Below are 22,663 nucleotides of genomic sequence, written 5' to 3' on the forward strand. Positions count from 1 at the left end.
GAAATCGGCGCCCGCCAGGGCGGACGCCGATCGAATGTCAGCTGGTTTCTGGTTTAGAAATTGCGCTGGATACGGACGGTGCCACCGACTGCGCTGCCAGTGCCGCGCAAGCCATCGAATTCCGTGTAGTTGATTTCCGGCTGGAAGGTCAGGCCTTCCACCACGGTGTAATCGACGTTCAGAGCGGCGGCGAAGGTGCCGTCTTCTTCGTAGGCGGCCTGGGCGTTCAGCGAAGCCTTGTCGGTTACCTGTGCACTGACGCCACCCCAAACGGCCCAGTCGCCATCCCATGGGCCATAATAATTGCGTTTGCGGGAGCCGCCGGGACCTTTGTCATTATCCCAGTCCGATTGGTAGCCACCCATGACGAAGATGCCGAAAGTATCGTTGAGCTTGACGTCGACACGCAGCTTGCCGCCAAAGGCTTCCGCCTCGGTGTCATAACCGCCAACGAAAGCGATCCCCATACCCGCTTCCTTGTAGTAACGCAGGCCGCCGATGATATGCGGGAAGTCGTCACCACGATAGGAGGCGGACGGCACAGGGCCAAAGCCGGTATCATAGCTGCCGGCGCCTTCTTCAAGCCCGATCAGGGCGGAAACGCCGAGATCTCCGCCATAGACATAGCTGACCTGGTTGGTCCGGTCGCCGGTATAGTCGATGACGTCGTCGTTGATGATATTGCCGGCCGAGTTCAGCCAGGTGTCATAATGCGAATCGGCATAGCCGGCGCGGAAGCCGGCGATCTCGATATAGGCGCCGTTGAGATAGGTTCGGGTGTCGGTGATGTTGTTGGCGTCGCTGCGCAGGTCGATGAAGCTGCGTAGCGTGCCATATTCGGTGTCCGAGCGGGCATCGAACGTGATGTTGCCGCGGGTGAAGGCATCCCAGCCGTTGTTTTTGCCCGAATAAGGGTTTTCGCCATAGTTGGAATCGAAGCGGACGTAGCCGCCGATTTTCAGGCAGGTTTCCGTGCCCGGAATATAGAAATAGCCCTTTCCGAATGCGTCGCAGACGCGAACATATTCCATGGGCTCTGGCTCGGCGACGACGATCGCGTCGGCGGCGTGCGCGCCGGTAGAGATCATCAAGGCGGCGGAAGAGTAGAGAAGACGTGTCCTGATTGCCATGTGTCGACCTTTGCCGCGCCCCTGAATTCGCAGGCGCCTGTCGTTGCCGGGGAGGCATGGCGCGCTGCGAATCAGGTAGCGCGCAATGCGACGAACAAATGGGTTCGTCGCAAAACAACCACGTTTTAGCTTTCATTTCCAGCCGCTAATTCTCGCGGGTGTTGCGGCAGTATTTTGTTTACAAGACGAGCCGCATCGGATGGGCCATATAGGAGCCCAGGATGCGAACCTTCTCGGAAAAATATCGCAATTCGTCCAACGCCTGGCGCACATGCGCGTCGTCGGGATGCCCCTCGATATCGGCATAAAACTGCGTGGCAATGAATTTGCCGCCGAGCTGATAGCTTTCCAGCTTGGTCATGTTGATGCCGTTGGTGGCAAAGCCGCCCAGCGCCTTGTAGAGGGCGGCTGGGATATTGCGGACGTTGAAGACGAATGTGGTGACGATGACGTCGCTGTCCGCCTGCCGCTTGATGTTCTTCGGGTCACGCGAGAGGACCACGAAACGCGTCACATTGTTTTCCGTATCCTCGACATTCTCAGCGACGATCTCGAGCTTGTAGAGATCGGCGGCTAGCCTTGGCGCGAGAGCGGCCATCGAGCGGTCGCCCATTTCTGCAACCAGCTTGGCAGCACCTGCGGTATCACCCGCTACCACCGGTTTCCAGCCATTGGCCCGCACGATCTTGCGGCATTGGCCAAGCGCATGGATATGGCTGTGCACGGTGCGGATTTCGTCGCGCGAAACTCCCGGAAGCACCATCAACTGGAAGCGGATCGGCATGAAATACTCGCCGATGATATGCAGCCGTGATTCGGGCAGGAGATGATGGATATCGGCAACGCGGCCAGCGATGGTGTTCTCGATCGGGATCATCGCCAGGTCGGCTTCGCCATTTTCGACGGCCAGGAAGGCGTCCTCGAAGGTCTGGCAGGGCAGCGGCTCCATGTCCGGGAACATGTCGCGGCAAGCCATGTCGGAATTGGCGCCGTAGTCGCCCTGGAAGGAAATCCGGTTGGTCTTGGTAATCATGATGCAGTCCGATCAGGCTTTAGCGGCAAGAAGGCGCCGGGCTTTTTCAAGGTCCGCCGGGGTATCGACACCGAGCGGCACCGATTTGACGATTTCCACGTCGATGCGCATGCCGGCTTCGAGCGCCCGCAACTGTTCCAGCGATTCGCGCTTTTCCAGCGGCGATGGTTTCAGCGCGACGAATTTTTCAAGCGCTGCGCGCCGGTAGGCGTAGAGCCCGATGTGATGATAGAGCGGGCCGTCGCCATGCGGCGCGGTGGCGCGGGTGAAGTAGAGGGCCTTCAGCCGGGTTTCCGAGAGCGGCGAACCGACGACCTTGACGACGTTCGGATTGGTCTTTTCTGCCTCTTCCTCGATCTCGACGGTCAGGGTGGCGATATCGACGTCGGGATTTTCCAACGGCCGAAGTGCGGCGCGGATGGTTTCGGGCTCGATGGTCGGAAGATCGCCCTGGACGTTGATGATGATCTCGGCCTTGCCTTCCGGGTCGCTCTTCAAAAGCGCCTCGTAAATGCGGTCGGAGCCGGATTGATGGTCTACCTGGGTCATGACAGCCTCGAAACCTGCAGCAGTGACGGCATCGAACGTGTCCTGATGATCGACGGCAACGACGATCCGTCCTGCCTGCGCGTCCCTTGCCCGCAAGGCGACCTGGACGATCATCGGCAGGCCACAGATGTCGGCAAGAGGCTTACCGGGCAGTCGCCTCGAGGCCATGCGCGCGGGGATCAGAATCAGGGTTTTGTCCAAATTGTCGCTATTCATGCTTAGCCCTTCAAAACGCGCCGGAAAAGTGTCAAAAGGTCTCAGACCGGGGCTTATAATGTCTGTTGCAACACAAAGCCAAAAGACATAGGTTCCGCGCGATTTCAAGATAGGCTGGCGTTTTGTTCGCGCCGGTTGCAAGGGGAGCATTTGCGGATGAACTCGTATGTAAACATGGGCGTGGGTGCCTTCCTCGGTACGGTCTTTGTTTTGATGTCCGTATCGATCGCATCGGAAGGCATCTTCAAGTCGGAAGCTCCCGAAAAGGAAGGCTTCGCCATCATCGCCGAAGAAGGCGCTTCGGATGCTGGCGCAGGCGCCACGGCAGAGGTCGAAGTCGATATCAAGCCGCTGCTGGCATCGGCTGATGCGTCGGCCGGCGAGACCGTCTTCAAAAAATGCGCAAGCTGTCATACCGTAGATAAGGGAGGGGCCAACAAGGTTGGTCCTAACCTGTGGGGTCTTGTCGAGCGTCCGATCGCTTCGCATGAAGGCTTTTCCTATTCGGCCGGCATGAAGACATTTGCCGAAGCCAACAAGACCTGGACTTACGATCACCTGAGCTTCTTCATCGAAGCGCCTAAGAAGCACGTTCCCGGCACAGCAATGGGCTTTGCCGGCGTCAAGAAGCCGGACGAGCGCGCCAACCTGATTGCCTGGCTGCGCGAGCATGCCGATACGCCGGTGGCACTGCCATCCGCAACGGCTGCTGCAGCGCCTGCCGCTGAAGGCGAAGCCGCAAAGCCGGCTGCCGAGGCTGATGCTGCTGCCAAGCCTGCGACGGAAACCGAAGCTGCAAAGCCTGCCACTGAAGGCGACGCAACAAAACCTGCCACCGAGACGGCACCTGCTCCATAAGGACACCGTCCGGAGCAATGACAGAATGAACAAAGCCCGGCCGATGTGCCGGGCTTTTTCTTGTCCGGGCTCCAGCCGTTACCGCTAAAGCAGGATATAGGCCCAGGTGGACACCGATATGACGCCAAGTGCGGTGGTGATGGTGATCGTCGATGATGCAAGGCCGTGACCGACGTTGAAATGATTGGCGATCAGCCAGGCATTGACGCCGGTGGGAACCGATGAGGTCAGCACCAGCGCTGCCGTCCAGTTGCTGTTCAGGCCAAGCAGCTGGCAGGCGCCGTAGACAGTTGCGGGCAGGACGATCAACTTCAGCGCACTGGTGACCGAGGCAAGGCCGGTATTGCCCCCAAGGCCGTATTTATCGACCGCCATGCCGATCGAGATCAAGGCCGCAGGGGCTGCAACACCGGCCAGCTGATCGATGACGATCTTGACTGGGCTGCCCAGTGGCATGCCGATGAGATGCACCAGCGCCCCGAGCACGAGTCCGATGACCAGTGGATTGCGCACCAGGTTGCGTAGGATGCCCTTGAGAAGCTTGAACGGGCTCTGGCCGGGCTTGCCGCTGGTCTTGCGCTCGGCCCGCTCCATCAGGATCGTACCGGCGATCATCATGACCGGCAGATGCACGGACAGGAGAATGGACAAAGCCACGATACCTTCTTCGCCGACGCTGCTCGACACCAGCGGCAGGCCGATGAAAACGGTATTGGCAAAAGCGGATGAAACCCCGGCCAAAACGCCGATCCGCGCATCCTTCTTGAAAAACAGTGTTGCCGCCAGATGTCCAAGCGTCCACGTCACGCAGACGCCGGAGAAATAGGCAACCCAGAGCGGCCAGGGTGAGCCATCCCTGAAATCTGCTTCGGCAATGGTGCGGAACAGAAGAACCGGTACGGCGACCCGAAACACGAAATCTCCGAGCGCCTCTCCCACCGATGCCTTCAGGTAATTCATCCGGACGATCAGCCAGCCGAGCAGGATCAGGACGAAGATAGGCACGACATTCAGGAAGACATCGGACATCAGGCGCAGCCTCTTGGCAAAAGGAACGTCCGCCATAGACCCATTCGCCAAGCTGTCGCAACCCGGTGCGGGGCAAGTATCGGGCGCACCGCATATTTCACGCAAGGCTCATATGCCAGAGTGCGGCAGGAGGTTGCCAGATGAACGAAAAATGGTGGCTGGAACCCGTCGTCCTCGAACTCGACGGAATAGGACATTACCGCATCATTCGAAACACCAGCGAAGCGGCACAATGCCTTCTCGACAAGTGGCCGGTTCATGACGGCACAGCGTATCAGGCCGCCATCCAGACATGCCGCTGTGTCCTGCGGGGAGAGCAGCCGATCGACTATGCCCGCCAGGATTTCATCGCCGCCGCAGTCGAAGCCTATATCCACGTGCAGCCGGGCGCCTGACGTTTAATCTCATTAAAGAAAATCGGAACATTCCGGAAAAACTTGCGTTGTCCCCCCGGAAGGACAATTGCCATGCACAAACAGATTTACATTCACCAGGATGATCATTCGGATCTTACCGATGACGAACTGGCCAGCAAGGTCATGCGCTACATCCAGTATTCGGCGCTGATTGATACGTCCCGGCTGTCTGTGATGGCGCTTGGCCGTACAGTTGTTCTCAGTGGGTATGTTTCCTGCGAAACCGAAATCGGCTGCATCGAGCAGGCTGCCGCCTCGGTGATCGGCGTACATCTCGTCGAGAACAAGGTGGAAGTGTTGAGACATTGAGTTCGCCATTGTCTGGGAGTTCGCCATTGTCTGGCGATTATTAGCGCCACGAAACGGGCTTGATCCTTCCCGGCGCTTTCAGCCTTTAAAGGTTAAAACGACAGATGCCGGCGCGCTATCAGCGGCCGGCATTCATCTTATTGTTGAGAATTGGCACAATGATCTTCAGATCGCTCCACCGGTTACCGGGTTGATCACCGGCTTCTCGCCTTCGTCCTTGCCACCGGCTGGTTGGACCATGGGCGGCGCTTTCGATCTCTCGTCAGCATGCGACGGCAGGCCGGGCGGCCTGTGAACGTCGCTGGGCTTCCTCTGCTCCGGTGTTACGTTGCTGTCTTCGGTGGACATGAAACTCTCCTCAAGCCATGCCGGCGGGGTCGCCGATCGGCAACAGCGCAGGCTCCAGAACAGGGTCATTGGGGTTTTTGGTGTCGCCCTTGTCTATCACCGGCGGTGTGGCAGGTTTTTCCTGCGAACGATCCGGCAGGCCGGGGCTCGATTGCGGTCCACGCGGGCTATCGTCCTGTGGCGTCGGGATTGTTGTCGGCATCATCGTTCTCCTTTATCGGGAGCAAAACGATGCTCAGCGGCGGATGGTTCCACCGAGGTTGTTCCAGCGGGATCTTCGGCCTGTTCAAGGCCGTTGGAGCGTCGTTCCGTTCACTGGGACGGGGTATTTTGCGTTTGGAAGGCGCCGTCGACGTCTGCGGGTTTTTTCTTCTTCGGCAGCTTCAGATTGCCCGAGAGAAGATCAACAGGCGTCGCAACCGTTGTTGCTGTCACCTGGCCGACGGTGTTGACAGTGCCGGCCACCAGAGCAGTGATGCCATCGCCCAGGCTGACATCGGAATCCGTCAATGTCTGGCCAGTGACGAGCCGCTGACCGATCAGCTGCACGATTTCCGGGCTTTCGGCAAATTTGCCGTGGTTGAGGCGATCGGTCGATTTCACCTTGGTCAGATCAACAACGGTGATGCCGGCCGCTTCGAGCTTGGTCTTGTATGGCTCTTCGGCAGGGTTGATCTGTCCAAGCCGCTGTACGTCGCCGGAAATATAGCGCGACAGCGCCAATGCGCGGTCGTCCTGCGAGACGAAAATGGTGAAATTCGGCTTGTTCTTGCCAAGCTCGTTCCATTGGCGGGAGAACACGTCGACATCGATATCCGGCGAGGCGAGAATGACATTTTCGATCTTTTTCGGAAGGCCGCCATCCCGGATTGCCATCTGGCGGATCGATTCCATCGCCAGCCAGGTTCCCATCGAATGGGCAAGGATGGTGATGTCCTTGATATTCTTGTCTTCGACCAGTGCCTTCAGTGTGTTTTCCAGCGCGGTGCGCGAGTAGTTGGTGCTTTCCTTGTCGTAATTGTAGTCAAACACCTTGGCGCGCGATGGCCATGTGAAAAGGACCGGTGTTACGTCAGCCCCGGAATCGTGGACGATCTGAGCAAAGCGGAAAACCGAATCCTCATAGGTATTGTTGAAGCCGTGGATGAAGACCATCGCATGGCCGCCGGACGAATGCTTGCGAACCCATTCACGCGCCTGCGGAACGTCTGGCACCGGCTGGACACGGACCACCGCGAAATCGGTGTCCGGATTGGGTGGCAGCTTCTTTGGCCATTGCACCGTGCCCGAGGCGCGAATTTTGCTCGATGGAATGGAAACCGCCACATCAGTCAGCGAGGCCTGCACGCTACGCTCGCCGGAAAACAAGGTTGCCGGATCGCCGGAGGGCTGCCGGCTGGTTGCCACCAGCATATCGACGACTGCGTTTCCCTTGGGCTCGGCGACAATGTTGAGCGGCTGCATGACGCCTTTGGCGTGCCCGCCGCAGGCGGTGAGCGTCGCAACAAGGGATAGCGCGATCGTCAAACGCCGGAAGAATCCGTGCGATGAAGATGGAACAGGCTTGCCGATCGATGCTGAGCTCATGGATACGCTTCCGACAAAAACACAAGATTTGACACGACAGCCTGGAATTGTGGCTTGAACTCAGTCCACAGTCAGATGCCGCCGTCAAGCCTGCACAGGGCAACTTGCCCGGCCCGGCTGATTCATGACACAGGTTCATATTGTATTTTTGACACAGCCGGGTGTCGCCCGTGTTGCCGGGGCAGGTTCAGGGTTGGTGGTGCAATTCGATAGGTTGGCTGGCCAGTCTATCCCGACAGGCCCTGTAATCCGAGCGCTGCATTGCGGCGCAGGTCCGCGATCGCGATCTTCAGTTCCGCTTCTTCCCATCCGGCCGTCAGGCCGCTTGCAACCAGCTTCGCCTCGACGTCCTCCTCCGTCAGCGAGGCCTCGCTCGATAGGTGTTCCAGCGCCACCTGCAGCACTTCTTCACAGTCGAGCGCGCGTTCCGGATGACCAATGGGGCGTTTGGGGGATGCGATATAAGTCATGCTCATTTCTCCTTGGCGTTGGCATAGGGGCCGGACTGGAAATTCGCGTTAGAAGCAGACTATCGATTGCCCTGATGGTGTAGCGCAGGTGTGCGCTTGCGGAAAGCTCAACTTGACGCAAGCCGAAACGTCTTATGCCGCGATGCAACGCGACAAGGATGTCGAGGTCGGTAAACGCTAGGAAGGATGAGGAATAGTCAGGGGAAGAGCTGGCGGACAGAGCGGGATTCGAACCCGCGATACGCTCTCACGTATACACACTTTCCAGGCGTGCGCCTTCAACCACTCGGCCACCTGTCCGTTTTTATCAATCCACTGGCGGTTGGGGCCGGTGGATTAGAGACAAGCGCTTGCTTTCTCCTGAAAACCCGTTCGGTTGAACCAAACCGGGAAGGCCGCGGGTGAAAACCTGCGGACCGGCGCGATATATACCGATGAATTCCGTGGGATCAACTGATTTCTGACAGTTTTTTGACTTCTTCCGATCCGTACCTCTGAAAAGGTGGGATTGCACTTGGCCTGACCTATGCTTATTGCTTGCTGGACCCGGAAAATACGCCGGATGGTGGAGGCGGAATGCGGTTTTTGCTGCGGTTTGCGAGTTTTCTGGCGTTGGTCATGGGTGTGCTTGTCGCAGCCGTCGATGCAATCCAGTCTGTCTCGGCATCCCAGCCGGTGTTGACGCCCCTGGCCGCAGCGCTTGCGGCCGGCGGGGCTTCGACGCAGTCGATCGTGCAGAGCCTAGAGCGGCCCCATGCGAACGGGGCCTTTTTCGATCCGCTGATCCGCTGGTCGCTGCAGCAGCCGGCTTTTGCCTTCTTCCTGCTGATCGCGCTGTTCCTTTGGGTGATAGCCTATAAACGCCCGCCCGCCGCAGGCCGGTTTTCGGCTTGACCATCGGCGGTTTCGCGCGAGAACGGCAAAAAGCTGCTCATTTCCGGTAGTTCAGGTTTTTACGCGCAAGGCATGCGCTTTGCGATTTTCTGCCGCTGATCCGGCCCGGCATGACGAAAAAGACACAACGCCTGACAAACAAGGGTTTCTCTGGCGTTTCAGCAATTGCAAAGATGCTGTATTGGCAATATAAACTTGATTATCAAAAGTAGGTTTATTTCGATCGGCAATCAGGGCCGATTCTGCCGAGATGTCATGACTTTCCAGCCGCGCATGAACAACAGGATTTCCGGGTTTTCCGTCATTGGCGGGCTGAACCGGCGCGAGTGGAACGGTATCGTTGCCGATGTCTGGAATGTCGAATGCACGCCAGCCGCTGGCGGGTTTTATGTGGCGGATGATCCCCGGCTGTTCATCGTGCTTGATGCCAAGGGCGGCGGCCGGCGCAATATCCGGCTGCGGCAGGCGCATCAGGCTGTCGCGGAAGACAGCCGCCGGCAGATCATTTCCTACATTCCGGCCGGTATGGAATTGTGGGCCGAGATGGTTGATGTCAACTATGTCCGCCATCTCGATCTGCATTTCAATGCCGAGGTTCTCAGCCGCCGGCTGATGGAGGATCTCGACGCGCGCAAGCTCAATACGCCGCGCCTGCTGTTTTCCGAGCCGCGTTTCCTGGCTCTGGCCGAGCTGATAGCTGCCGAATGCGTCAACCCGCAGCCGCTGCACGATCTCTATGGCGATGGTCTGTCTGTGGCGCTGTTTGTCGATGTCATGAAGCTGGCGCCCGTGCGAACACGCAAGCGCAGCGAACTGGCGTCGTGGCAGTTGCGCCGCTCGATCGACTATATCGAGGAAAATTGCCTGCGTGGCATCCGGCTTGAAGAGCTGGCGACCCTTACCGGCCTGTCGCAATCCTATTTTAGCCACGCCTTCAAAGCCTCCACCGGTCTGCCGCCGCATCAATGGCAGATGAAGGCGCGCATCGAGCGTGCCAAGCAATTGATGCTGACGGGCGAGTTGCCGATGAGTGTCGTTGCCGCCGAAACGGGCTTTGCGGATCAGGCGCACTTTACCCGTGTGTTCCGAAAGTCTGTGGGGGCAACGCCCGCGACCTGGGCGAAAAGTCAGCGGTTCTGAGCATTTGCGCTTTGCCTGGGCACAATGCGGAATATGGACCAGAAACGTTCAAGAACCGCAGTTAGAGACAATCCTGATCCATCATAGTTGAGCTAAATACTCCGCTTATATTCATGGAAATGCCGGATCGCGTTTCGCCGACGGGGGCGCAAGCGCCCGGCTCTAAGCTGGGGTGACGAATTCATGCAGATCAAGGGGACTGATCTCTATCGGGTATTGATGGCAAGTGCGGCTGTTGCGGCGATCGCTGTCGCGCAGCCGGCCTATGCGCAGGATGCAGCAACCGGCAACGCCACGACGTTGGAACGCCTGACTGTCGAAGGTGGCAAGGGCGGCAAGCCCAGCGACGGAGACGCAACCGGTCCGGTCGATGGCTACGTGCCGACGGCGACGGGAACCGGATCGAAGACAGCGACGCCGATTTCGGAAATTCCGCAATCCGTTTCGATTATCGGCCGCCAGGAGCTGAAAGATCGCGGTGTCGTCACCAAGATCGACGAGGCCCTGCGCTACACCGCCGGCGTTTCGACCGAGCCTTTCGGCAGTGATCCGGATACCGACTGGTTCTACATCCGTGGCTTCGACGCCACCCAGACCGGCGTCTTCCTCGATGGTCTCAATCTGTTCAGCTATAGTTTTGGCGGCTTCCAGACGGACGCTTACATGCTCGAGCGCGTCGAGGTGCTGAAAGGCCCCGCATCCGTTCTCTATGGTGGCTCCAATCCCGGTGGTATCGTCGATCTCGTGCGCAAGCGCCCGCAGGCAGAGCCCGCCTATTCGACCGAGATCGGCATCAACAATTTCGGTAATGCGTTCTTCGGCTTCGACGCCAACGATAAGCTGAATGCCGATGGCACCATCACCTACCGGATCACCGGAAAGGTCGCTGGCGGTGACAATTATTCGGACTACTCGGAAGACCTGCGCGGGTTCATCATGCCGCAGATCACCTATGCGCCGGATGATGCGACATCGCTGACGGTGTATGCGATTGTTTCTTCGCTCGATCAGACCCATGTCGGCAACGGTTTCCTGCCCTATCAGGGCACGGTCACCAATGCATCATTCGGCAAGCTTGACCGGGATCTCTTCTTCGGCGAGCCGGACCACGATTTTGGCCGTTATGATCAGGAAATGATCGGCTACGAATTCTCGCACGAGTTTGATAATGGCTGGAAAGTTTCGCAGAATCTTCGATATGCACATCTCGATAAGGCCGAAGAACTGATCTATCCCTACGGCTTGGCCGTGAACCCGTTGACCGGTAAACAGGAACTTGCGCGTCTCGGCTTCAAGCATAAAACCAGTATCGATAGCTTCAACGTCGATAACCGGGCCGAGAAGGAGTTTTCGACCGGCCCGCTGGATCATTCCCTGCTGCTTGGCCTCGATTACAAGAACTTCAAGATCGATCAAACGCAGGCATCTGCATTTCCGGCATCAAATCTCAATCCCGAGAACCCGGTCTATGGTCGGCCGCTGGCCCCTTACAACACCTATCTCGACAGCGTCGCGCGCATGCAGCAGGTCGGCGTCTACGCACAGGATCAAATCCGGTTCGGTGATGGGTGGCTGCTGACTCTGAACGGCCGGTATGACTTTGTAAAACAGGACATGGACTCGCGCCTGGTTGGTGGCGACTACAACACCGATGATAGCTCGCTCAGTGGTCGTGCTGGTCTCGCCTATACCTTCGACAACGGCCTCACGCCGTATGTCAGTGCCGCAACCTTCTTCAACCCGCTTGTCGGAACGCGGGCGACTGATCCTGCCGATCCGTTCAATCCGTCCAAGGTTGCGCCACTTATTGCCGAGGAAGGGCAGCAATACGAGGCCGGTATCAAGTACGAGCCGACTTTCGTGGATGGCCTTCTGACGGCTTCGCTTTTCCACATCACCAAGCAGAATGCCCTCGTACCCGCCGGCTTCATTCAGCAGCAGGTCGGTGAAATCGAATCCAAGGGCCTGGAAATCGAAGGCAAGCTGAACATCAACCAGAACTGGAAGCTGCTGGCCTCCTATACCTACACTGATATGGAGATCACTGAGGACGGCACCCCGGCCTTCATCGGCAACCGGCCGTATCTTATCCCAGAGCATCAAGCCGCCCTTTGGCTCGATTATGTTGTCACCGATGGTGCGCTGGAGGGCGTCAGCCTCGGTGGCGGCCTGCGCTATCATGGTGAATCCTTCGCCGATATGGCAAACACCGCCAAGGTTCCGGATGCCGTGGTCGCCGATGCGGCGATCCGTTACGAAAAGAACGGCTGGGGTGCGGCACTCAACGTCACCAACCTGTTCGACAAGGAATACGTCAAGGGTTGCCAGGGCCTGTTTACCTGCGGCTACGGCGACCAGCGGACGGTGACGCTGAAGCTCAGCAAGTCCTGGTAAGCTCGAGCGGATTGAAACATTGGAGGGTCGCGGTGCACCGCTGCCGCGACCCCTTCCGTGTTCGGTGCCGATGGTCGTTGCACAAACAATGCCGCCGCTTTGCTCGTAAAGCCGATGATTTTGCCGGTTTTTTGAGCCGTTTACCTTTTTTTACCAATTGAAAAATTTCGGGTGAATTTTGATTTGAGGCATGTAAGGATGCGCGCCAGCCAGACATCCCCAAAAAGGGAGTGGTGGTTCCGCAGACATGCTCCCACAGAGGAGCTTGCGGGAGGACCCAACAAGATCAATAGCAACAACAGGGCTGCACAATGAAAAAAACCCTCCTCGGTCTCTTTGCTTTATCGATGATGTCGGCCACGGCGCTCGCCGCCGACATTAAGCCAGCGCTGATTTTCGATCTCGGCGGCAAGTTCGACAAATCCTTCAACGAAGCAGCCTTCAACGGCGCGGAAAAGTTCAAGACCGAAACCGGCATTGAATACCGCGAGTTCGAAATCAGCAACGACGCCCAGCGCGAGCAGGCACTGCGTCGTTTCGCCGGTGACGGCAACAACCCGATCGTGGTTGTCGGTTTCAACTGGGCGCCGCCGCTCGAAAAGCTGTCGGCTGAATACCCGGACACGAAGTTCGCCATCATCGACACCGTCGTTGACAAGCCGAATGTCAAGTCGATCGTCTTCAAGGAACAGGAAGGCTCGTATCTCGTCGGCGTTCTTGCTGCGCTCGCCTCCAAGTCGAAGACCGTCAGTTTCGTTGGCGGCATGGATGTCCCGCTGATCCACAAATTCGCCTGTGGCTACATCGGTGGCGCCAAGTCTACCGGTCCTGACGTCAAAGTGCTTGAAGCCTATACCGGCACGACGCCGGATGCCTGGAACGATCCGGTCAAGGGCGGCGAAATCGCCAAGTCGCAGATGGATCAGGGTTCTGACGTCGTCTATCACGCCGCCGGCGGTACCGGCGTTGGCGTGCTGCAGGCGGCTGCGGACGCTGGCAAGCTCGGCATTGGCGTCGACAGCAATCAGAACGCCCTTCAGCCTGGCAAGGTTCTGACCTCGATGCTGAAGCGCGTTGACGTTGCTGTCTACGAAGCCTTCAAGGCCGCCAAGGACGACAAGTTCGAATTCGGCGCGTCAAACCTCGGCCTCAAGGAAGACGGCGTCGGCTTTGCTCTCGACGACAACAACAAGGCGCTGATCACGCCTGAAATGCTGGCCGCAGTTGACAAGGTCAAGGCCGACATCATTGCCGGTACAGTCCAGGTTCACGACTACATGTCGGATGAAGCCTGCCCCTATTGATCCTGAGTAATTGAATGAAAAAAGCCGCCGGTCCCTCGGGCCGGCGGCTTTTTTGTGCATTCGGCGGCAGTTGAATAGCCGGCTTCAGTAATGCGGCGGCCGGGTATTCGCCGGCGCGTCGATGCTCTGTTCCTCAAGGCTGAGGAAGCGCTCGGTCAGCCGGTCGAGCTTGGCCCGGACCTGTTCGACCACCGTCCACTGTTGCGTCAATTGATCAGACAGTTCCTCGATCGTCTGTGCCTGATGCGCGATCGTTTCCTCAAGCCGGGTGATCCGCTCGCTGTCATTGTTCATGGTTTTTCCTTAAGGCGGCCATTTATGTGGGATGTCCCTATCATATCCACATGATCGATACAGTCTGCGGCACGGCTATATTGCGTTTCGCCCGGAAGTGCGTAAATCGCGCTGGACTCTCCAGAATGAACTGGGAAGAGTAGACGCGCTTTTGATTTTCTGACTTACGTGTCCGGAATTCGATGCTAAACTTATACCAACTGGTAAAAAAATCGATGCCCGGGCTACCGCTGTCAAAGCGGAGATAACCGGGCCGACTTGGGGAACATGGGTCAATATGAGCGATATTGCCATCGAGTTGCGTGGCATCGACAAGAGCTTCGGCCTTGTCCATGCCAACAAGAATATCAACCTGACCGTCCGCAAGGGCACCATTCACGGCATTATCGGTGAAAACGGCGCCGGCAAGTCGACGCTGATGTCGATTCTCTACGGCTTCTACCAGGCCGACAGAGGCGATATCATCATCGACGGCAATATCGTGACGATCAAGGATCCGAACGCGGCGATCGCCAGCGGCATCGGCATGGTCCACCAGCATTTCATGCTGGTCGAGAATTTTACCGTGCTTGAGAATGTCATGCTCGGTGCCGAAGAGAGCCAGATCCTTAATACCAGCATTTCCAAGGCCCGCGTCGAGCTGAAGCGGCTGGAAAAGGAATATGCGCTGGAGGTCAATCCGGATGCGCTGATCGAGCAATTGCCGGTCGGGCTGCAGCAGCGCGTCGAAATCCTCAAGGCCCTCTACCGCAAGGCCGATATCCTCATTCTAGACGAGCCGACGGGTGTGCTGACGCCGCCCGAGGCCGATCACCTGTTCCGCATCCTTGGCCAGCTGAAGGACCAGGGCAAGACGATCATCTTCATCACCCACAAGCTGCGCGAGATCATGGCAATCACCGACGAGGTCTCCGTCATGCGCCGCGGCGAGATGGTGGCGACCCGCAAGACCAAGGAAACCTCGGTCGAGGAACTGGCCGAACTGATGGTCGGCCGCCGCGTATTGCTGCGGGTCGAAAAGGGCGCTGCCAATCCGGGTGAAGTGAAGCTCGCGGTCGAAAACCTGACGGTGCGCGATGGCCGTGGCGTCACCATGGTCGACAACGTCTCCTTCAACCTGCGCGCCGGCGAAATCGTCGGCATTGCGGGTGTGGCGGGCAACGGCCAGTCCGAACTGCTGGAAGCGATCTCCGGTATCCGCAGGGCGCTCGGCGGCAAGGTGCTGCTCAATGGCCAGCCGATCGATGTCACCGCCCATGTCGATCCGCGCGACCTGCGCGACAGGGGTCTCGCGCATGTGCCTGAAGACCGCCACCATGTCGGTCTCGTGCTGAAATTCGAAGAGGCCGAAAACGGTATTCTCGGCTATCACCACGACAAGCGTTATCTCAAGGGTGTCTTCCTCAACACCAAGGCAATCCAGGCGGATGCCGAGGAAAAGATCAAGAAATACGATATCAGACCGCCTAATCCGCGGCTGAAAACGGCAAATTTCTCCGGCGGCAACCAGCAAAAGATCGTTTTAGCGCGCGAAATGGAGCGTGGGCCGGACGTTTTGATCATCGGCCAGCCGACGCGCGGCGTCGATGTCGGCGCCATCGAATTCATCCACAAGCGGATCATCGAAATGCGGGATCAGGGCATGGCTGTCCTGCTTGTCTCCGTCGAACTCGATGAAATCCGCGCCCTGTCCGACCGTATCATCGTCATGTTTGCCGGCCGTGTCGTCGGCGAGCGCGATCCTGATGCGACCGAAGGGGAACTCGGCCTGTTGATGGCCGGTGTCGAAGGCCGCAAGGAGGCCGCCGAATGAGCAATCCATACGCAAAACTGCCGGCCTGGGCCGAATACGGCCTGATCCCGCTGGTCAACCTGATCGTCGCCTTCATGGTGGCTGGTCTCGTCGTGCTTCTGGTCGGCGAAAATCCGCTGAAGGCCGCCTATCACATGATCAACGGCGCCTTTGGCCGGGGCGAATATATCGGCTTCACGCTGTATTACGCCACGACCTTCATCTTCACCGGCCTGTCGGTTGCCGTTGCCTTCCATGCTGGCCTATTCAATATCGGCAGCGAAGGTCAGGCCTATATTGGTGGCATCGGCGTGGCCCTTGCCTGTCTCTGGCTCGACAAGACCATGCCCTGGTTCGTGGTGTTCCCGCTGGCAATCATCGGTTCGGCCGCTTTTGGCGCGATGTGGGCCTTCCTGCCCGGCTGGCTGCAGGCCAAGCGCGGCAGCCACGTGGTCATCACCACCATCATGTTCAATTTCATCGCCTCCAGCCTCATGGTCTATCTCTTGACCAAGGTGCTGAAGCCGCTCGGCCAGATGGCGCCGCAGACCCGCACCTTCGAGGCGGGCGGGCAGCTGCCGAAGCTGGACTGGTTGATGTCGATCTTCGGGCTCAATCTCGGTAATTCGCCGTTCAATGTCTCCTTCCTTTTGGCTCTTCTCGCAGCCTTCGGGGTCTGGGTGCTGATCTGGCGCACCAAGCTCGGCTACGAAATGCGGACCATGGGCCACAGCCCGTCGGCGGCGCGCTATGCCGGCATCGGTGAGGCTCGCATGACCATCATCGTCATGATGATCTCCGGTGGTCTCGCCGGCATGATGGCGCTCAATCCGATCATGGGTGAGCAATACCGCATGCAGCTGGACTTCGTGCAGGGTGCCGGTTTCGTCGGCATCGCGGTGGCGCTCATGGGCCGGTCGCATCCGGCCGGTATCATTCCGGCCGCTGTCCTGTTCGGTATGCTCTATCAGGGCGGCGCCGAGATCTCGTTTGAAATGCCGGCCATCTCGCGTGACATGATCGTCATCATCCAGGGTCTGGTCATCCTCTTTGCCGGGGCGCTCGAAAACATGTTCCGCCCGGCCATCGGCCGCGCCTTCGCCAGTATCGGCCGCCGCTCTGTAGCCGCCGCGCAGACAAGGGGAGCCTGAGCCATGGATCTTTTCCACACGATCATCGCGATCCTTGAATCGACCATCCGCGTTTCCGTTCCGCTGATTTTCGCAGCGCTCGCTGGCCTGTTCACCGAGCGGGCAGGGGTGTTCGACATCGGCCTTGAAGGCAAGATGCTCGGCGCCGCCTTTGCCGCCGGTGCCGTCGCTGCCGTCACCGGCAATGTGATGATGGGCCTGTTGGCCGCCGTCCTCATCTCCGTGCTGCTGTCGCTGGTGCATGGCTATGCCTCGATCACCCAGCGCGGCAGCCAGATCGTCTCCGGCGTTGCCATCAACTTCATCGTTGCGGGTTCCACAGTCATTCTCGGCGAAGCCTGGTTCCGCCAGGGCGGCCGCACGCCGGCCCTTTCCGGCGATGCCCGCTTCCAGACGGTGACCCTGCCGTTTGCCGATGCAGTCAGGGACGTGCCGTTTCTCGGGCCGATCTATTCCGAATTGCTATCCGGCCATTTCATCCTGACCTATGTCGCCTTCGCGCTGGTGCCGTTCAGCTGGTGGATCCTTTACCGCACCCGCTTCGGCCTGCGCCTTCGCGCCGTCGGCGAAAATCCGAGTGCCGTCGATACCGCCGGTATTTCGGTGATCTGGCTGCGCTACCGGGCGGTGATCTGCTGCGGCATTCTCTGCGGCTTTGCGGGGGCCTATCTGTCGCTCGCCATGAGCGCCGGGTTCGTCAAGGGTATGACGGCGGGCAAGGGCTATATCGCGCTTGCCGCGTTGATCTTTGCCAAGTGGCGCCCGCTGAATATCATGCTGGCCTGTTTGCTGTTCGGCTTCCTTGATGCCTTTGCCATTCGTCTGCAGGGCAATCCGTTGCCGCTGATCGGTCAGGTGCCGGTACAATTGATGCAGGCACTGCCCTATATCCTCACGGTCATCCTGCTTGCTGGTTTCATCGGCAAGGCGATCCCGCCCAAGGCAGGTGGTGTACCCTATGTGAAGGAGCGCTGACCATGGAAAACGAACTTTTCGAGGCAGCCCGCAAGGCCATGGCGAAAGCCCATGCGCCCTATTCGAAATTCCCTGTCGGCGCTGCCATCCGCGCCGAGGATGGCCAGATCTATACGGGCGCCAATATCGAGAACCTGTCCTTTCCGGAGGGCTGGTGCGCCGAAACGACGGCGATCAGCCATATGGTCATGGCCGGCCAGCGCAAGATCCTCGAGGTCGCCGTCATTGCCGAGAAACTGGCTCTTTGCCCGCCCTGTGGGGGCTGTCGTCAGCGGCTTGCCGAGTTTTCCGGCGCCAGCACCCGCATCTATCTCTGCGACGAGACCGGCGTAAAGAAGACACTCGCTCTCTCGGACTTGCTGCCGCATTCCTTCGAAACCGAGATCCTCGGATGACGGCCGCTGCGGATATGCTGAAGGCCAGGCTTGCCGGCCTGTCGCCCAGTTACGGCATCGTGCTCGGCTCCGGCCTCGGATCGCTGGTCGAAGCTGTGGCTGATCCCGTACGGATTTCCTATGCCGACATTCCAGGCTTTCCGGTCAGCGCCGTATCGGGCCATGCCGGTGAACTGGTAGCAGGTAAAATCGGCGGCGCCCCGGTGATCGTTCTGTCCGGCCGGGTGCATTTCTATGAACGGGGTGATGCCAATGCGATGCGCACGCCGATCGAAACGCTGAAGGCACTGGGCGTCGAGACGCTGATTCTCACCAACTCCGCAGGCTCGTTGCGCGAAGACCTGCCGCCGGGCTCGGTGATGCAGATCACCGATCACATCAATTTCTCCGGCACCAGCCCGCTGATCGGCCTTGACAGCGACGACCGTTTCGTCGGCCTGACATCAGCCTATGATCCGGAATTGACGGAGCGCATGCGCGCCGCAGCGATCAAACTGGATATTCCGCTCGGTTCCGGCGTCTATATGTGGTTTTCCGGCCCGAATTTCGAAACACCGGCGGAAATCCGCATGGCCCGCATTCTCGGCGCCGATGCGGTGGGGATGTCGACCGTGCCGGAAGTCATTCTCGCCCGGTTCTTCGGCCTGAAGGTTGCCGCCGCCTCCGTCATCACCAATTTCGGTGCGGGCATGACAGGTGGCGAACTCAGTCATCACGAGACCAAGGACATGGCCCCCATCGGCGGCCGGCGGCTGGCTTCAATCCTTGCAGAAATGATTTCGGCATAGGCTGATCAGGCTTTCGCGCCTCTGGCAGCGCGCAAGACGGGTTTGCGCGACCGTCTCAAGCGTATAGAACAACCGTTCGTGACCGGCCGCAGCTCCGCTCACGATTGATCGCGATCTAGAAATGGACGGACCCCATGATGCTCGAAGCTTCCAATCGTCAGATAGCCGCCCTTGCGCTGTCCTTACTGGATCTCACCGACCTGACGGACGACTGCACGCCGGAGGCGATTGTCAAACTCTGCGCTTCTGCACGCACGCCGCATGGACATACCGCGGCTATCTGCATCTGGCCGCGTTTCGTCGCTCAGGCGCGCGAAATTCTTGGGGCCAACAGCGCAGTGAAGATTGCCACCGTGGTCAATTTCCCCTCCGGTGAACTGCCGGTTGAAACCGTCGTCGCTGAAACGCAGCAGGCGATTGCCGATGGCGCCGACGAGATCGATCTGGTCATCCCCTATCGCGCCTTCATGGCGGGCGACGAACAGGCCGTGCGCACGATGATTTCCGAGGTAAGGAAGGCTTGCCCGGCGCCCGTCCTGCTGAAGACCATTCTGGAAGCTGGAGAATTGAAGGATCGTGGCCTGATCCGCAATGCGTCCCACATCGCCATCCAGGAAGGCGCCGATTTCATCAAGACATCGACAGGCAAGGTCGCTGTCAACGCGACGCTGGAGGCTGCGGATATCATGCTGACCTGCATCCGCGAAAGCGGCCGCAAGGTTGGCTTCAAGCCGGCCGGAGGCGTGCGCACCGTCGGTGACGCCCGCCTCTACCTCAACCTTGCCGCCACGATCCATAGCCCGGACTGGCCGATGCCATCGACGTTCCGCTTCGGTGCCTCCGGCCTGCTCGGCGATATCCTGTCGGTGCTTGATGGCCGCGAGCCTGTCGCTGGCGCGACGGCCTATTGATCATGATCCCGCAGGAGGTCATCCGGCGAAAGCGGAACGGTGAAGCGCTGGACACAGTGGATATCGCCAGCTTTATCCGTGGCCTGACGGATGGATCGATCTCCGAGGGACAGGTGGCGGCCTTCGCCATGGCTGTGTGGTTCTCCGGCATGAGCCTTGAGGAAACCGTGGCGCTGACGCTTGCCATGCGCGACAGCGGCGATGTGCTATCCTGGGCGGATATCGGCCACCCTATCGCCGACAAGCACTCGACCGGCGGCGTTGGCGACAATGTCTCCCTGATGCTCGCACCGATCGTTGCCGCATGCGGGCTTGCCGTGCCGATGATTTCCGGCCGGGGCCTCGGTCATACCGGCGGCACGCTCGACAAGCTGGAATCGATCCCGGGCTACGATATCAAGCCGTCCGAAGCACTGTTTCGCCGGACCGTTCAGAAAGCAGGTTGCGCCATTATCGGCCAGACTGCCGACCTCGCGCCTGCCGACCGGCGGCTTTACGCCATTCGTGACGTGACGGCGACGGTCGATTCCGTACCGCTGATCACCGCCTCGATCCTGTCGAAGAAACTCGCCGCCGGCCTGCAGTCGCTGGTGCTCGACGTCAAGATCGGCAATGGCGCCTTCATGGTCGGACTGGAGGAGGCTGAGACGCTGGCCCGTTCGCTGGTTGGCGTCGCCAATGGTGCGGGCGTGAAGACGACGGCGCTGATCACCGACATGAACGAGCCGCTGGCGGATGCGGCCGGCAATGCCGTTGAAATCGAAAACTGCGTCGCCTTTCTGCGTGGAGAAAAAGCTGGAACCCGCCTGGAAGCCGTGGTGATGACCTTTGCTGCCGAAATGCTGATGACCTCCGGTTTTGCAGCCAGCCCCACGGAGGGCGCCGATCTTGCCCGGCGGGTATTGCAGTCGGGTGCTGCGCTGGAGCGCTTTGGCCGCATGGTCCATATGCTGGGCGGGCCGGGTGATTTCATCGAACGTCCGCTGGCCTATCTGGTCAAGGCGCCGGTCATTCTCCCCGTCGAAGCGACACGTGACGGTTATCTTCAATCCTGCAATGCCCGCGATGTCGGGATGGAAGTCATTGCACTCGGTGGCGGTCGCACAAGGCCGGACGAAGCCATCGATCACCGGGTCGGCTTCAGCAGTCTGAAACCGCTTGGAAGCAAGGTCGAAAAGGGCGAGCCCTTCGCTTTTGTCCATGCGCCGAACGAGGATCAGGCGTTGAAGGCGCGCGCCCGCCTGCAGCACATCTATACGATCGGTGACGACGCGTTGCCTGAGCGACCGGTGATTGTTTCCAAAATCAGCGGGTAAGGTGCAACGCCCCGTTCTCGACCCGGTAGGACGAGAGCTTGTTGAGAAAACTCATGCCGACCAGCATGCCCGACAGCGATTTGTCGGGCAAAACCATCGCCTCGACGTCCTTGACGGTAATCGTACCAATCTCGACGCGATCGAGCATGACGGTAGCGCCCTTGACGACGCCGTTTGCGGTATTGGCTCTGGCATTGAAGGAGAGGGATCCTGTCGAAATGCCCAGTCTCCGCGCCGTCGATATATTGATGGCGATCATGCTGGCACCGGTATCGACCATACCATCGGCCTTGCGTCCATTGATGGTGAAGGTACCGAGGAAATGTCCCCCTGGACCCGGTTGCATGATGACACCCTTGCTGCTGGCATACTTCGCCGGACTGGCCTGGGTGGTTTCGGCCGGAGCGTCGGTCTGCGGACGCGCAAGATAGGACGTGGCAAGGCCCGGCAGCACCATGGCGGCGGCAACGATGCCTCCGGCAAAGACAGCCATACGAACCAGCATTGATCATACTCCACACCAAGAAAATTATCCGCAGTTAAGCACGAGGCCTACTAACAGGATGCAAAAAGCCGCCGGGTTTTCCGGCGGCTACGTGCAGAGTTGGGAAACTGGTTAAGGAACTGGCAAGTTTCTGTTCGGCCGGCTGCCTGTCGAGAATGTGTCAGACCGGCCGTTTGACCTTACTTCGTGCCGTACATCCGGTCACCGGCATCGCCGAGACCGGGCACGATATAGCCCTGCTCGTTGAGATGGCTGTCGATCGATGCGGTGAAGATCGGCACATCCGGATGGGCCGCCTGAAAATTCTTGATGCCCTCCGGGGCGGCCAGCAGGCAGAGGAAGCGCAGGTTCTTCGCGCCGCGCTCCTTCAGCTTGTCGATGGCGGCAATCGAGGAATTGCCGGTCGCCAGCATCGGATCGACGACGATCACCAGCCGTTCGGACAGGCTTTCCGGTGCCTTGAAATAGTACTCAACGGCTTCCAGCGTTTCATGGTCACGGTAGACGCCGACATGCGAGACGCGGGCGGAGGGGACCAGTTCCAGCATACCTTCGAGCAGGCCGTTACCAGCACGCAGGATGGACGCGAAAACCAGCTTCTTGCCTTCGAGAACCGGTGCCTGGATAGTCTCCATCGGCGTCTCGATGGTTTCCATCGTCAGCTCGAGGTCGCGGGTGACCTCGTAGCAGAGCAGCGTGGAGATTTCGCGCAGCAAGCGGCGGAACCCCGCTGTCGAGGTCTCCTTCTTGCGCATGATGGTCAGCTTGTGTTGAACAAGCGGGTGATTGATGACTGTAACGCCGTCCATGGCCAAGCCCTCCTGCGGGATCTGGATTTTAAATCCTTTTTTCACGGAAA

Annotated in this window: 25 protein-coding genes and 1 tRNA gene; 14 read left to right on the top strand and 12 right to left on the bottom strand. The window is 59.1% G+C overall.

Annotated features, from left to right (window positions below):
* Nucleotides 1-53 precede the first annotated feature (53 nt).
* The 3 genes from ACQY8Q_RS13520 to ACQY8Q_RS13530 all read right to left on the bottom strand — a co-directional run bounded on the left by ACQY8Q_RS13520 (nucleotide 54) and on the right by ACQY8Q_RS13530 (nucleotide 2,928).
* Entirely contained in the window at nucleotides 54-1,130 is a 1,077-nt protein-coding gene (locus ACQY8Q_RS13520) for a porin (RefSeq protein WP_428427041.1), read from the bottom strand.
* Nucleotides 1,131-1,308: 178 nt separating this feature from the next.
* A complete protein-coding gene (locus tag ACQY8Q_RS13525; RefSeq protein WP_428427042.1) occupies nucleotides 1,309-2,163 on the bottom strand; it encodes a prephenate dehydratase in 855 nt (284 codons plus the stop codon).
* A gap of 12 nt (nucleotides 2,164-2,175) precedes the next feature.
* Nucleotides 2,176-2,928, bottom strand: coding sequence for a 3-deoxy-manno-octulosonate cytidylyltransferase (locus ACQY8Q_RS13530; protein WP_428427043.1), 753 nt, complete (start codon nucleotides 2,926-2,928; stop codon nucleotides 2,176-2,178).
* A 156-nt stretch (nucleotides 2,929-3,084) separates the two neighbouring features.
* Here ACQY8Q_RS13530 and ACQY8Q_RS13535 point away from each other — a divergent pair, with 156 nt between their 5' ends.
* On the top strand, nucleotides 3,085-3,786 hold the full coding sequence (locus ACQY8Q_RS13535) for a c-type cytochrome (protein ID WP_428427044.1): 702 nt from the start codon (nucleotides 3,085-3,087) through the stop codon (nucleotides 3,784-3,786).
* Nucleotides 3,787-3,870: 84 nt separating this feature from the next.
* Here ACQY8Q_RS13535 and ACQY8Q_RS13540 read toward each other — a convergent pair whose 3' ends face one another.
* Nucleotides 3,871-4,815, bottom strand: coding sequence for an AEC family transporter (locus tag ACQY8Q_RS13540; protein ID WP_428429779.1), 945 nt, complete (start codon nucleotides 4,813-4,815; stop codon nucleotides 3,871-3,873).
* 140 nt (nucleotides 4,816-4,955) lie between these two features.
* Between ACQY8Q_RS13540 and ACQY8Q_RS13545 the strand changes: the two genes are divergently transcribed.
* Together ACQY8Q_RS13545 and ACQY8Q_RS13550 are read left to right on the top strand one after the other, a co-directional pair.
* Nucleotides 4,956-5,210: a DUF982 domain-containing protein gene (locus ACQY8Q_RS13545; protein WP_428427045.1), complete on the top strand. Its 255-nt coding sequence runs from the start codon at nucleotides 4,956-4,958 to the stop codon at nucleotides 5,208-5,210.
* A gap of 72 nt (nucleotides 5,211-5,282) precedes the next feature.
* On the top strand, nucleotides 5,283-5,540 hold the full coding sequence (locus ACQY8Q_RS13550; RefSeq protein WP_428427046.1) for a BON domain-containing protein: 258 nt from the start codon (nucleotides 5,283-5,285) through the stop codon (nucleotides 5,538-5,540).
* Between the two features lie 165 nt (nucleotides 5,541-5,705).
* On the opposite strand, the gene ACQY8Q_RS13555 is transcribed toward ACQY8Q_RS13550, so the two are convergent.
* The 5 genes from ACQY8Q_RS13555 to ACQY8Q_RS13575 all read right to left on the bottom strand — a co-directional run bounded on the left by ACQY8Q_RS13555 (nucleotide 5,706) and on the right by ACQY8Q_RS13575 (nucleotide 8,245).
* Nucleotides 5,706-5,888 carry a hypothetical protein gene (locus ACQY8Q_RS13555; protein ID WP_428427047.1) on the bottom strand — a complete coding sequence of 61 codons (183 nt, stop codon included), beginning with the start codon at nucleotides 5,886-5,888 and terminating at the stop codon, nucleotides 5,706-5,708.
* Between the two features lie 10 nt (nucleotides 5,889-5,898).
* Nucleotides 5,899-6,090 carry a hypothetical protein gene (locus ACQY8Q_RS13560; RefSeq protein ID WP_428427048.1) on the bottom strand — a complete coding sequence of 64 codons (192 nt, stop codon included), beginning with the start codon at nucleotides 6,088-6,090 and terminating at the stop codon, nucleotides 5,899-5,901.
* A 110-nt stretch (nucleotides 6,091-6,200) separates the two neighbouring features.
* Complete coding sequence (locus tag ACQY8Q_RS13565) at nucleotides 6,201-7,475, bottom strand: alpha/beta hydrolase (RefSeq protein WP_428427049.1); 1,275 nt, start codon at nucleotides 7,473-7,475, stop codon at nucleotides 6,201-6,203.
* A 227-nt stretch (nucleotides 7,476-7,702) separates the two neighbouring features.
* Nucleotides 7,703-7,945: a hypothetical protein gene (locus ACQY8Q_RS13570; protein ID WP_428427050.1), complete on the bottom strand. Its 243-nt coding sequence runs from the start codon at nucleotides 7,943-7,945 to the stop codon at nucleotides 7,703-7,705.
* Between the two features lie 210 nt (nucleotides 7,946-8,155).
* Nucleotides 8,156-8,245 (bottom strand) — tRNA-Ser (locus tag ACQY8Q_RS13575).
* 276 nt (nucleotides 8,246-8,521) lie between these two features.
* On the opposite strand from ACQY8Q_RS13575, the gene ACQY8Q_RS13580 reads away from it, so the two are divergent.
* The 4 genes from ACQY8Q_RS13580 (at nucleotide 8,522) to ACQY8Q_RS13595 (ending at nucleotide 13,677) form a co-directional block, all read left to right on the top strand.
* Nucleotides 8,522-8,839, top strand: coding sequence for a hypothetical protein (locus tag ACQY8Q_RS13580; RefSeq protein WP_428427051.1), 318 nt, complete (start codon nucleotides 8,522-8,524; stop codon nucleotides 8,837-8,839).
* 255 nt (nucleotides 8,840-9,094) lie between these two features.
* Complete coding sequence (locus ACQY8Q_RS13585; protein WP_428427052.1) at nucleotides 9,095-9,979, top strand: helix-turn-helix domain-containing protein; 885 nt, start codon at nucleotides 9,095-9,097, stop codon at nucleotides 9,977-9,979.
* 183 nt (nucleotides 9,980-10,162) lie between these two features.
* Nucleotides 10,163-12,373, top strand: coding sequence for a TonB-dependent siderophore receptor (locus ACQY8Q_RS13590; RefSeq protein ID WP_428427053.1), 2,211 nt, complete (start codon nucleotides 10,163-10,165; stop codon nucleotides 12,371-12,373).
* A 311-nt stretch (nucleotides 12,374-12,684) separates the two neighbouring features.
* Nucleotides 12,685-13,677, top strand: a complete 993-nt coding sequence (locus ACQY8Q_RS13595; RefSeq protein WP_428427054.1) for a BMP family lipoprotein — start codon at nucleotides 12,685-12,687, stop codon at nucleotides 13,675-13,677.
* 84 nt (nucleotides 13,678-13,761) lie between these two features.
* On the opposite strand, the gene ACQY8Q_RS13600 is transcribed toward ACQY8Q_RS13595, so the two are convergent.
* The gene (locus ACQY8Q_RS13600) at nucleotides 13,762-13,971 is read right to left on the bottom strand and encodes a SlyX family protein (RefSeq protein WP_428427055.1); all 210 of its coding nucleotides are present in this window, start codon (nucleotides 13,969-13,971) and stop codon (nucleotides 13,762-13,764) included.
* A gap of 277 nt (nucleotides 13,972-14,248) precedes the next feature.
* Here ACQY8Q_RS13600 and ACQY8Q_RS13605 point away from each other — a divergent pair, with 277 nt between their 5' ends.
* The 7 genes from ACQY8Q_RS13605 to deoA all read left to right on the top strand — a co-directional run bounded on the left by ACQY8Q_RS13605 (nucleotide 14,249) and on the right by deoA (nucleotide 21,299).
* Nucleotides 14,249-15,784, top strand: a complete 1,536-nt coding sequence (locus tag ACQY8Q_RS13605; protein ID WP_428427056.1) for an ABC transporter ATP-binding protein — start codon at nucleotides 14,249-14,251, stop codon at nucleotides 15,782-15,784.
* Complete coding sequence (locus ACQY8Q_RS13610; RefSeq protein WP_428427057.1) at nucleotides 15,781-16,914, top strand: ABC transporter permease; 1,134 nt, start codon at nucleotides 15,781-15,783, stop codon at nucleotides 16,912-16,914. The genes ACQY8Q_RS13605 and ACQY8Q_RS13610 overlap by 4 nt, the downstream gene beginning before the upstream one ends.
* A gap of 3 nt (nucleotides 16,915-16,917) precedes the next feature.
* A complete protein-coding gene (locus tag ACQY8Q_RS13615; protein ID WP_428427058.1) occupies nucleotides 16,918-17,889 on the top strand; it encodes an ABC transporter permease in 972 nt (323 codons plus the stop codon).
* Nucleotides 17,890-17,891: 2 nt separating this feature from the next.
* A complete protein-coding gene (locus ACQY8Q_RS13620) occupies nucleotides 17,892-18,284 on the top strand; it encodes a cytidine deaminase (RefSeq protein ID WP_428427059.1) in 393 nt (130 codons plus the stop codon).
* Nucleotides 18,281-19,072 carry a purine-nucleoside phosphorylase gene (locus ACQY8Q_RS13625; RefSeq protein ID WP_428427060.1) on the top strand — a complete coding sequence of 264 codons (792 nt, stop codon included), beginning with the start codon at nucleotides 18,281-18,283 and terminating at the stop codon, nucleotides 19,070-19,072. The genes ACQY8Q_RS13620 and ACQY8Q_RS13625 overlap by 4 nt, the downstream gene beginning before the upstream one ends.
* Before the next feature lie 137 nt (nucleotides 19,073-19,209).
* Nucleotides 19,210-19,983, top strand: coding sequence for a deoxyribose-phosphate aldolase (gene deoC, locus ACQY8Q_RS13630; protein WP_428429780.1), 774 nt, complete (start codon nucleotides 19,210-19,212; stop codon nucleotides 19,981-19,983).
* Nucleotides 19,980-21,299 (top strand): thymidine phosphorylase, encoded by a 1,320-nt coding sequence (gene deoA / locus ACQY8Q_RS13635; protein WP_428427061.1) that lies wholly within the window; start codon nucleotides 19,980-19,982, stop codon nucleotides 21,297-21,299. Before deoC ends, deoA begins: the two co-directional genes overlap by 4 nt.
* Here the strand turns inward: deoA and ACQY8Q_RS13640 are convergent.
* On the bottom strand, nucleotides 21,289-21,804 hold the full coding sequence (locus tag ACQY8Q_RS13640; RefSeq protein WP_428427062.1) for a retropepsin-like aspartic protease family protein: 516 nt from the start codon (nucleotides 21,802-21,804) through the stop codon (nucleotides 21,289-21,291). The two genes, deoA and ACQY8Q_RS13640, sit on opposite strands and share 11 nt — an antisense overlap.
* A 179-nt stretch (nucleotides 21,805-21,983) precedes the next feature.
* Entirely contained in the window at nucleotides 21,984-22,613 is a 630-nt protein-coding gene (gene upp / locus ACQY8Q_RS13645) for a uracil phosphoribosyltransferase (RefSeq protein WP_428427063.1), read from the bottom strand.
* Nucleotides 22,614-22,663: the final 50 nt, after the last annotated feature.

Source organism: Pararhizobium sp. (genome assembly GCF_965279435.1).
GTDB lineage: Bacteria > Pseudomonadota > Alphaproteobacteria > Rhizobiales > Rhizobiaceae > Pararhizobium.

Bases quoted from the DNA above. Each gene is read 5' to 3' on its own strand.
- ACQY8Q_RS13640 (WP_428427062.1), bottom strand. From the start codon at position 21,804: ATGCTGGTTCGTATGGCTGTCTTTGCCGGAGGCATCGTTGCCGCCGCC.
- ACQY8Q_RS13555 (WP_428427047.1), bottom strand. From the start codon at position 5,888: ATGTCCACCGAAGACAGCAACGTAACACCGGAGCAGAGGAAGCCCAGC.
- ACQY8Q_RS13545 (WP_428427045.1), top strand. From the start codon at position 4,956: ATGAACGAAAAATGGTGGCTGGAACCCGTCGTCCTCGAACTCGACGGA.
- ACQY8Q_RS13610 (WP_428427057.1), top strand. From the start codon at position 15,781: ATGAGCAATCCATACGCAAAACTGCCGGCCTGGGCCGAATACGGCCTG.
- upp (WP_428427063.1), bottom strand. From the start codon at position 22,613: ATGGACGGCGTTACAGTCATCAATCACCCGCTTGTTCAACACAAGCTG.
- ACQY8Q_RS13570 (WP_428427050.1), bottom strand. From the start codon at position 7,945: ATGACTTATATCGCATCCCCCAAACGCCCCATTGGTCATCCGGAACGC.
- ACQY8Q_RS13565 (WP_428427049.1), bottom strand. From the start codon at position 7,475: ATGAGCTCAGCATCGATCGGCAAGCCTGTTCCATCTTCATCGCACGGA.
- ACQY8Q_RS13540 (WP_428429779.1), bottom strand. From the start codon at position 4,815: ATGTCCGATGTCTTCCTGAATGTCGTGCCTATCTTCGTCCTGATCCTG.
- ACQY8Q_RS13560 (WP_428427048.1), bottom strand. From the start codon at position 6,090: ATGCCGACAACAATCCCGACGCCACAGGACGATAGCCCGCGTGGACCG.
- ACQY8Q_RS13595 (WP_428427054.1), top strand. From the start codon at position 12,685: ATGAAAAAAACCCTCCTCGGTCTCTTTGCTTTATCGATGATGTCGGCC.
- ACQY8Q_RS13620 (WP_428427059.1), top strand. From the start codon at position 17,892: ATGGAAAACGAACTTTTCGAGGCAGCCCGCAAGGCCATGGCGAAAGCC.
- ACQY8Q_RS13535 (WP_428427044.1), top strand. From the start codon at position 3,085: ATGAACTCGTATGTAAACATGGGCGTGGGTGCCTTCCTCGGTACGGTC.
- ACQY8Q_RS13525 (WP_428427042.1), bottom strand. From the start codon at position 2,163: ATGATTACCAAGACCAACCGGATTTCCTTCCAGGGCGACTACGGCGCC.
- ACQY8Q_RS13615 (WP_428427058.1), top strand. From the start codon at position 16,918: ATGGATCTTTTCCACACGATCATCGCGATCCTTGAATCGACCATCCGC.
- deoC (WP_428429780.1), top strand. From the start codon at position 19,210: ATGCTCGAAGCTTCCAATCGTCAGATAGCCGCCCTTGCGCTGTCCTTA.
- ACQY8Q_RS13590 (WP_428427053.1), top strand. From the start codon at position 10,163: ATGCAGATCAAGGGGACTGATCTCTATCGGGTATTGATGGCAAGTGCG.
- ACQY8Q_RS13520 (WP_428427041.1), bottom strand. From the start codon at position 1,130: ATGGCAATCAGGACACGTCTTCTCTACTCTTCCGCCGCCTTGATGATC.
- ACQY8Q_RS13580 (WP_428427051.1), top strand. From the start codon at position 8,522: ATGCGGTTTTTGCTGCGGTTTGCGAGTTTTCTGGCGTTGGTCATGGGT.
- ACQY8Q_RS13605 (WP_428427056.1), top strand. From the start codon at position 14,249: ATGAGCGATATTGCCATCGAGTTGCGTGGCATCGACAAGAGCTTCGGC.
- ACQY8Q_RS13585 (WP_428427052.1), top strand. From the start codon at position 9,095: ATGACTTTCCAGCCGCGCATGAACAACAGGATTTCCGGGTTTTCCGTC.
- ACQY8Q_RS13625 (WP_428427060.1), top strand. From the start codon at position 18,281: ATGACGGCCGCTGCGGATATGCTGAAGGCCAGGCTTGCCGGCCTGTCG.
- ACQY8Q_RS13530 (WP_428427043.1), bottom strand. From the start codon at position 2,928: ATGAATAGCGACAATTTGGACAAAACCCTGATTCTGATCCCCGCGCGC.
- ACQY8Q_RS13550 (WP_428427046.1), top strand. From the start codon at position 5,283: ATGCACAAACAGATTTACATTCACCAGGATGATCATTCGGATCTTACC.
- ACQY8Q_RS13600 (WP_428427055.1), bottom strand. From the start codon at position 13,971: ATGAACAATGACAGCGAGCGGATCACCCGGCTTGAGGAAACGATCGCG.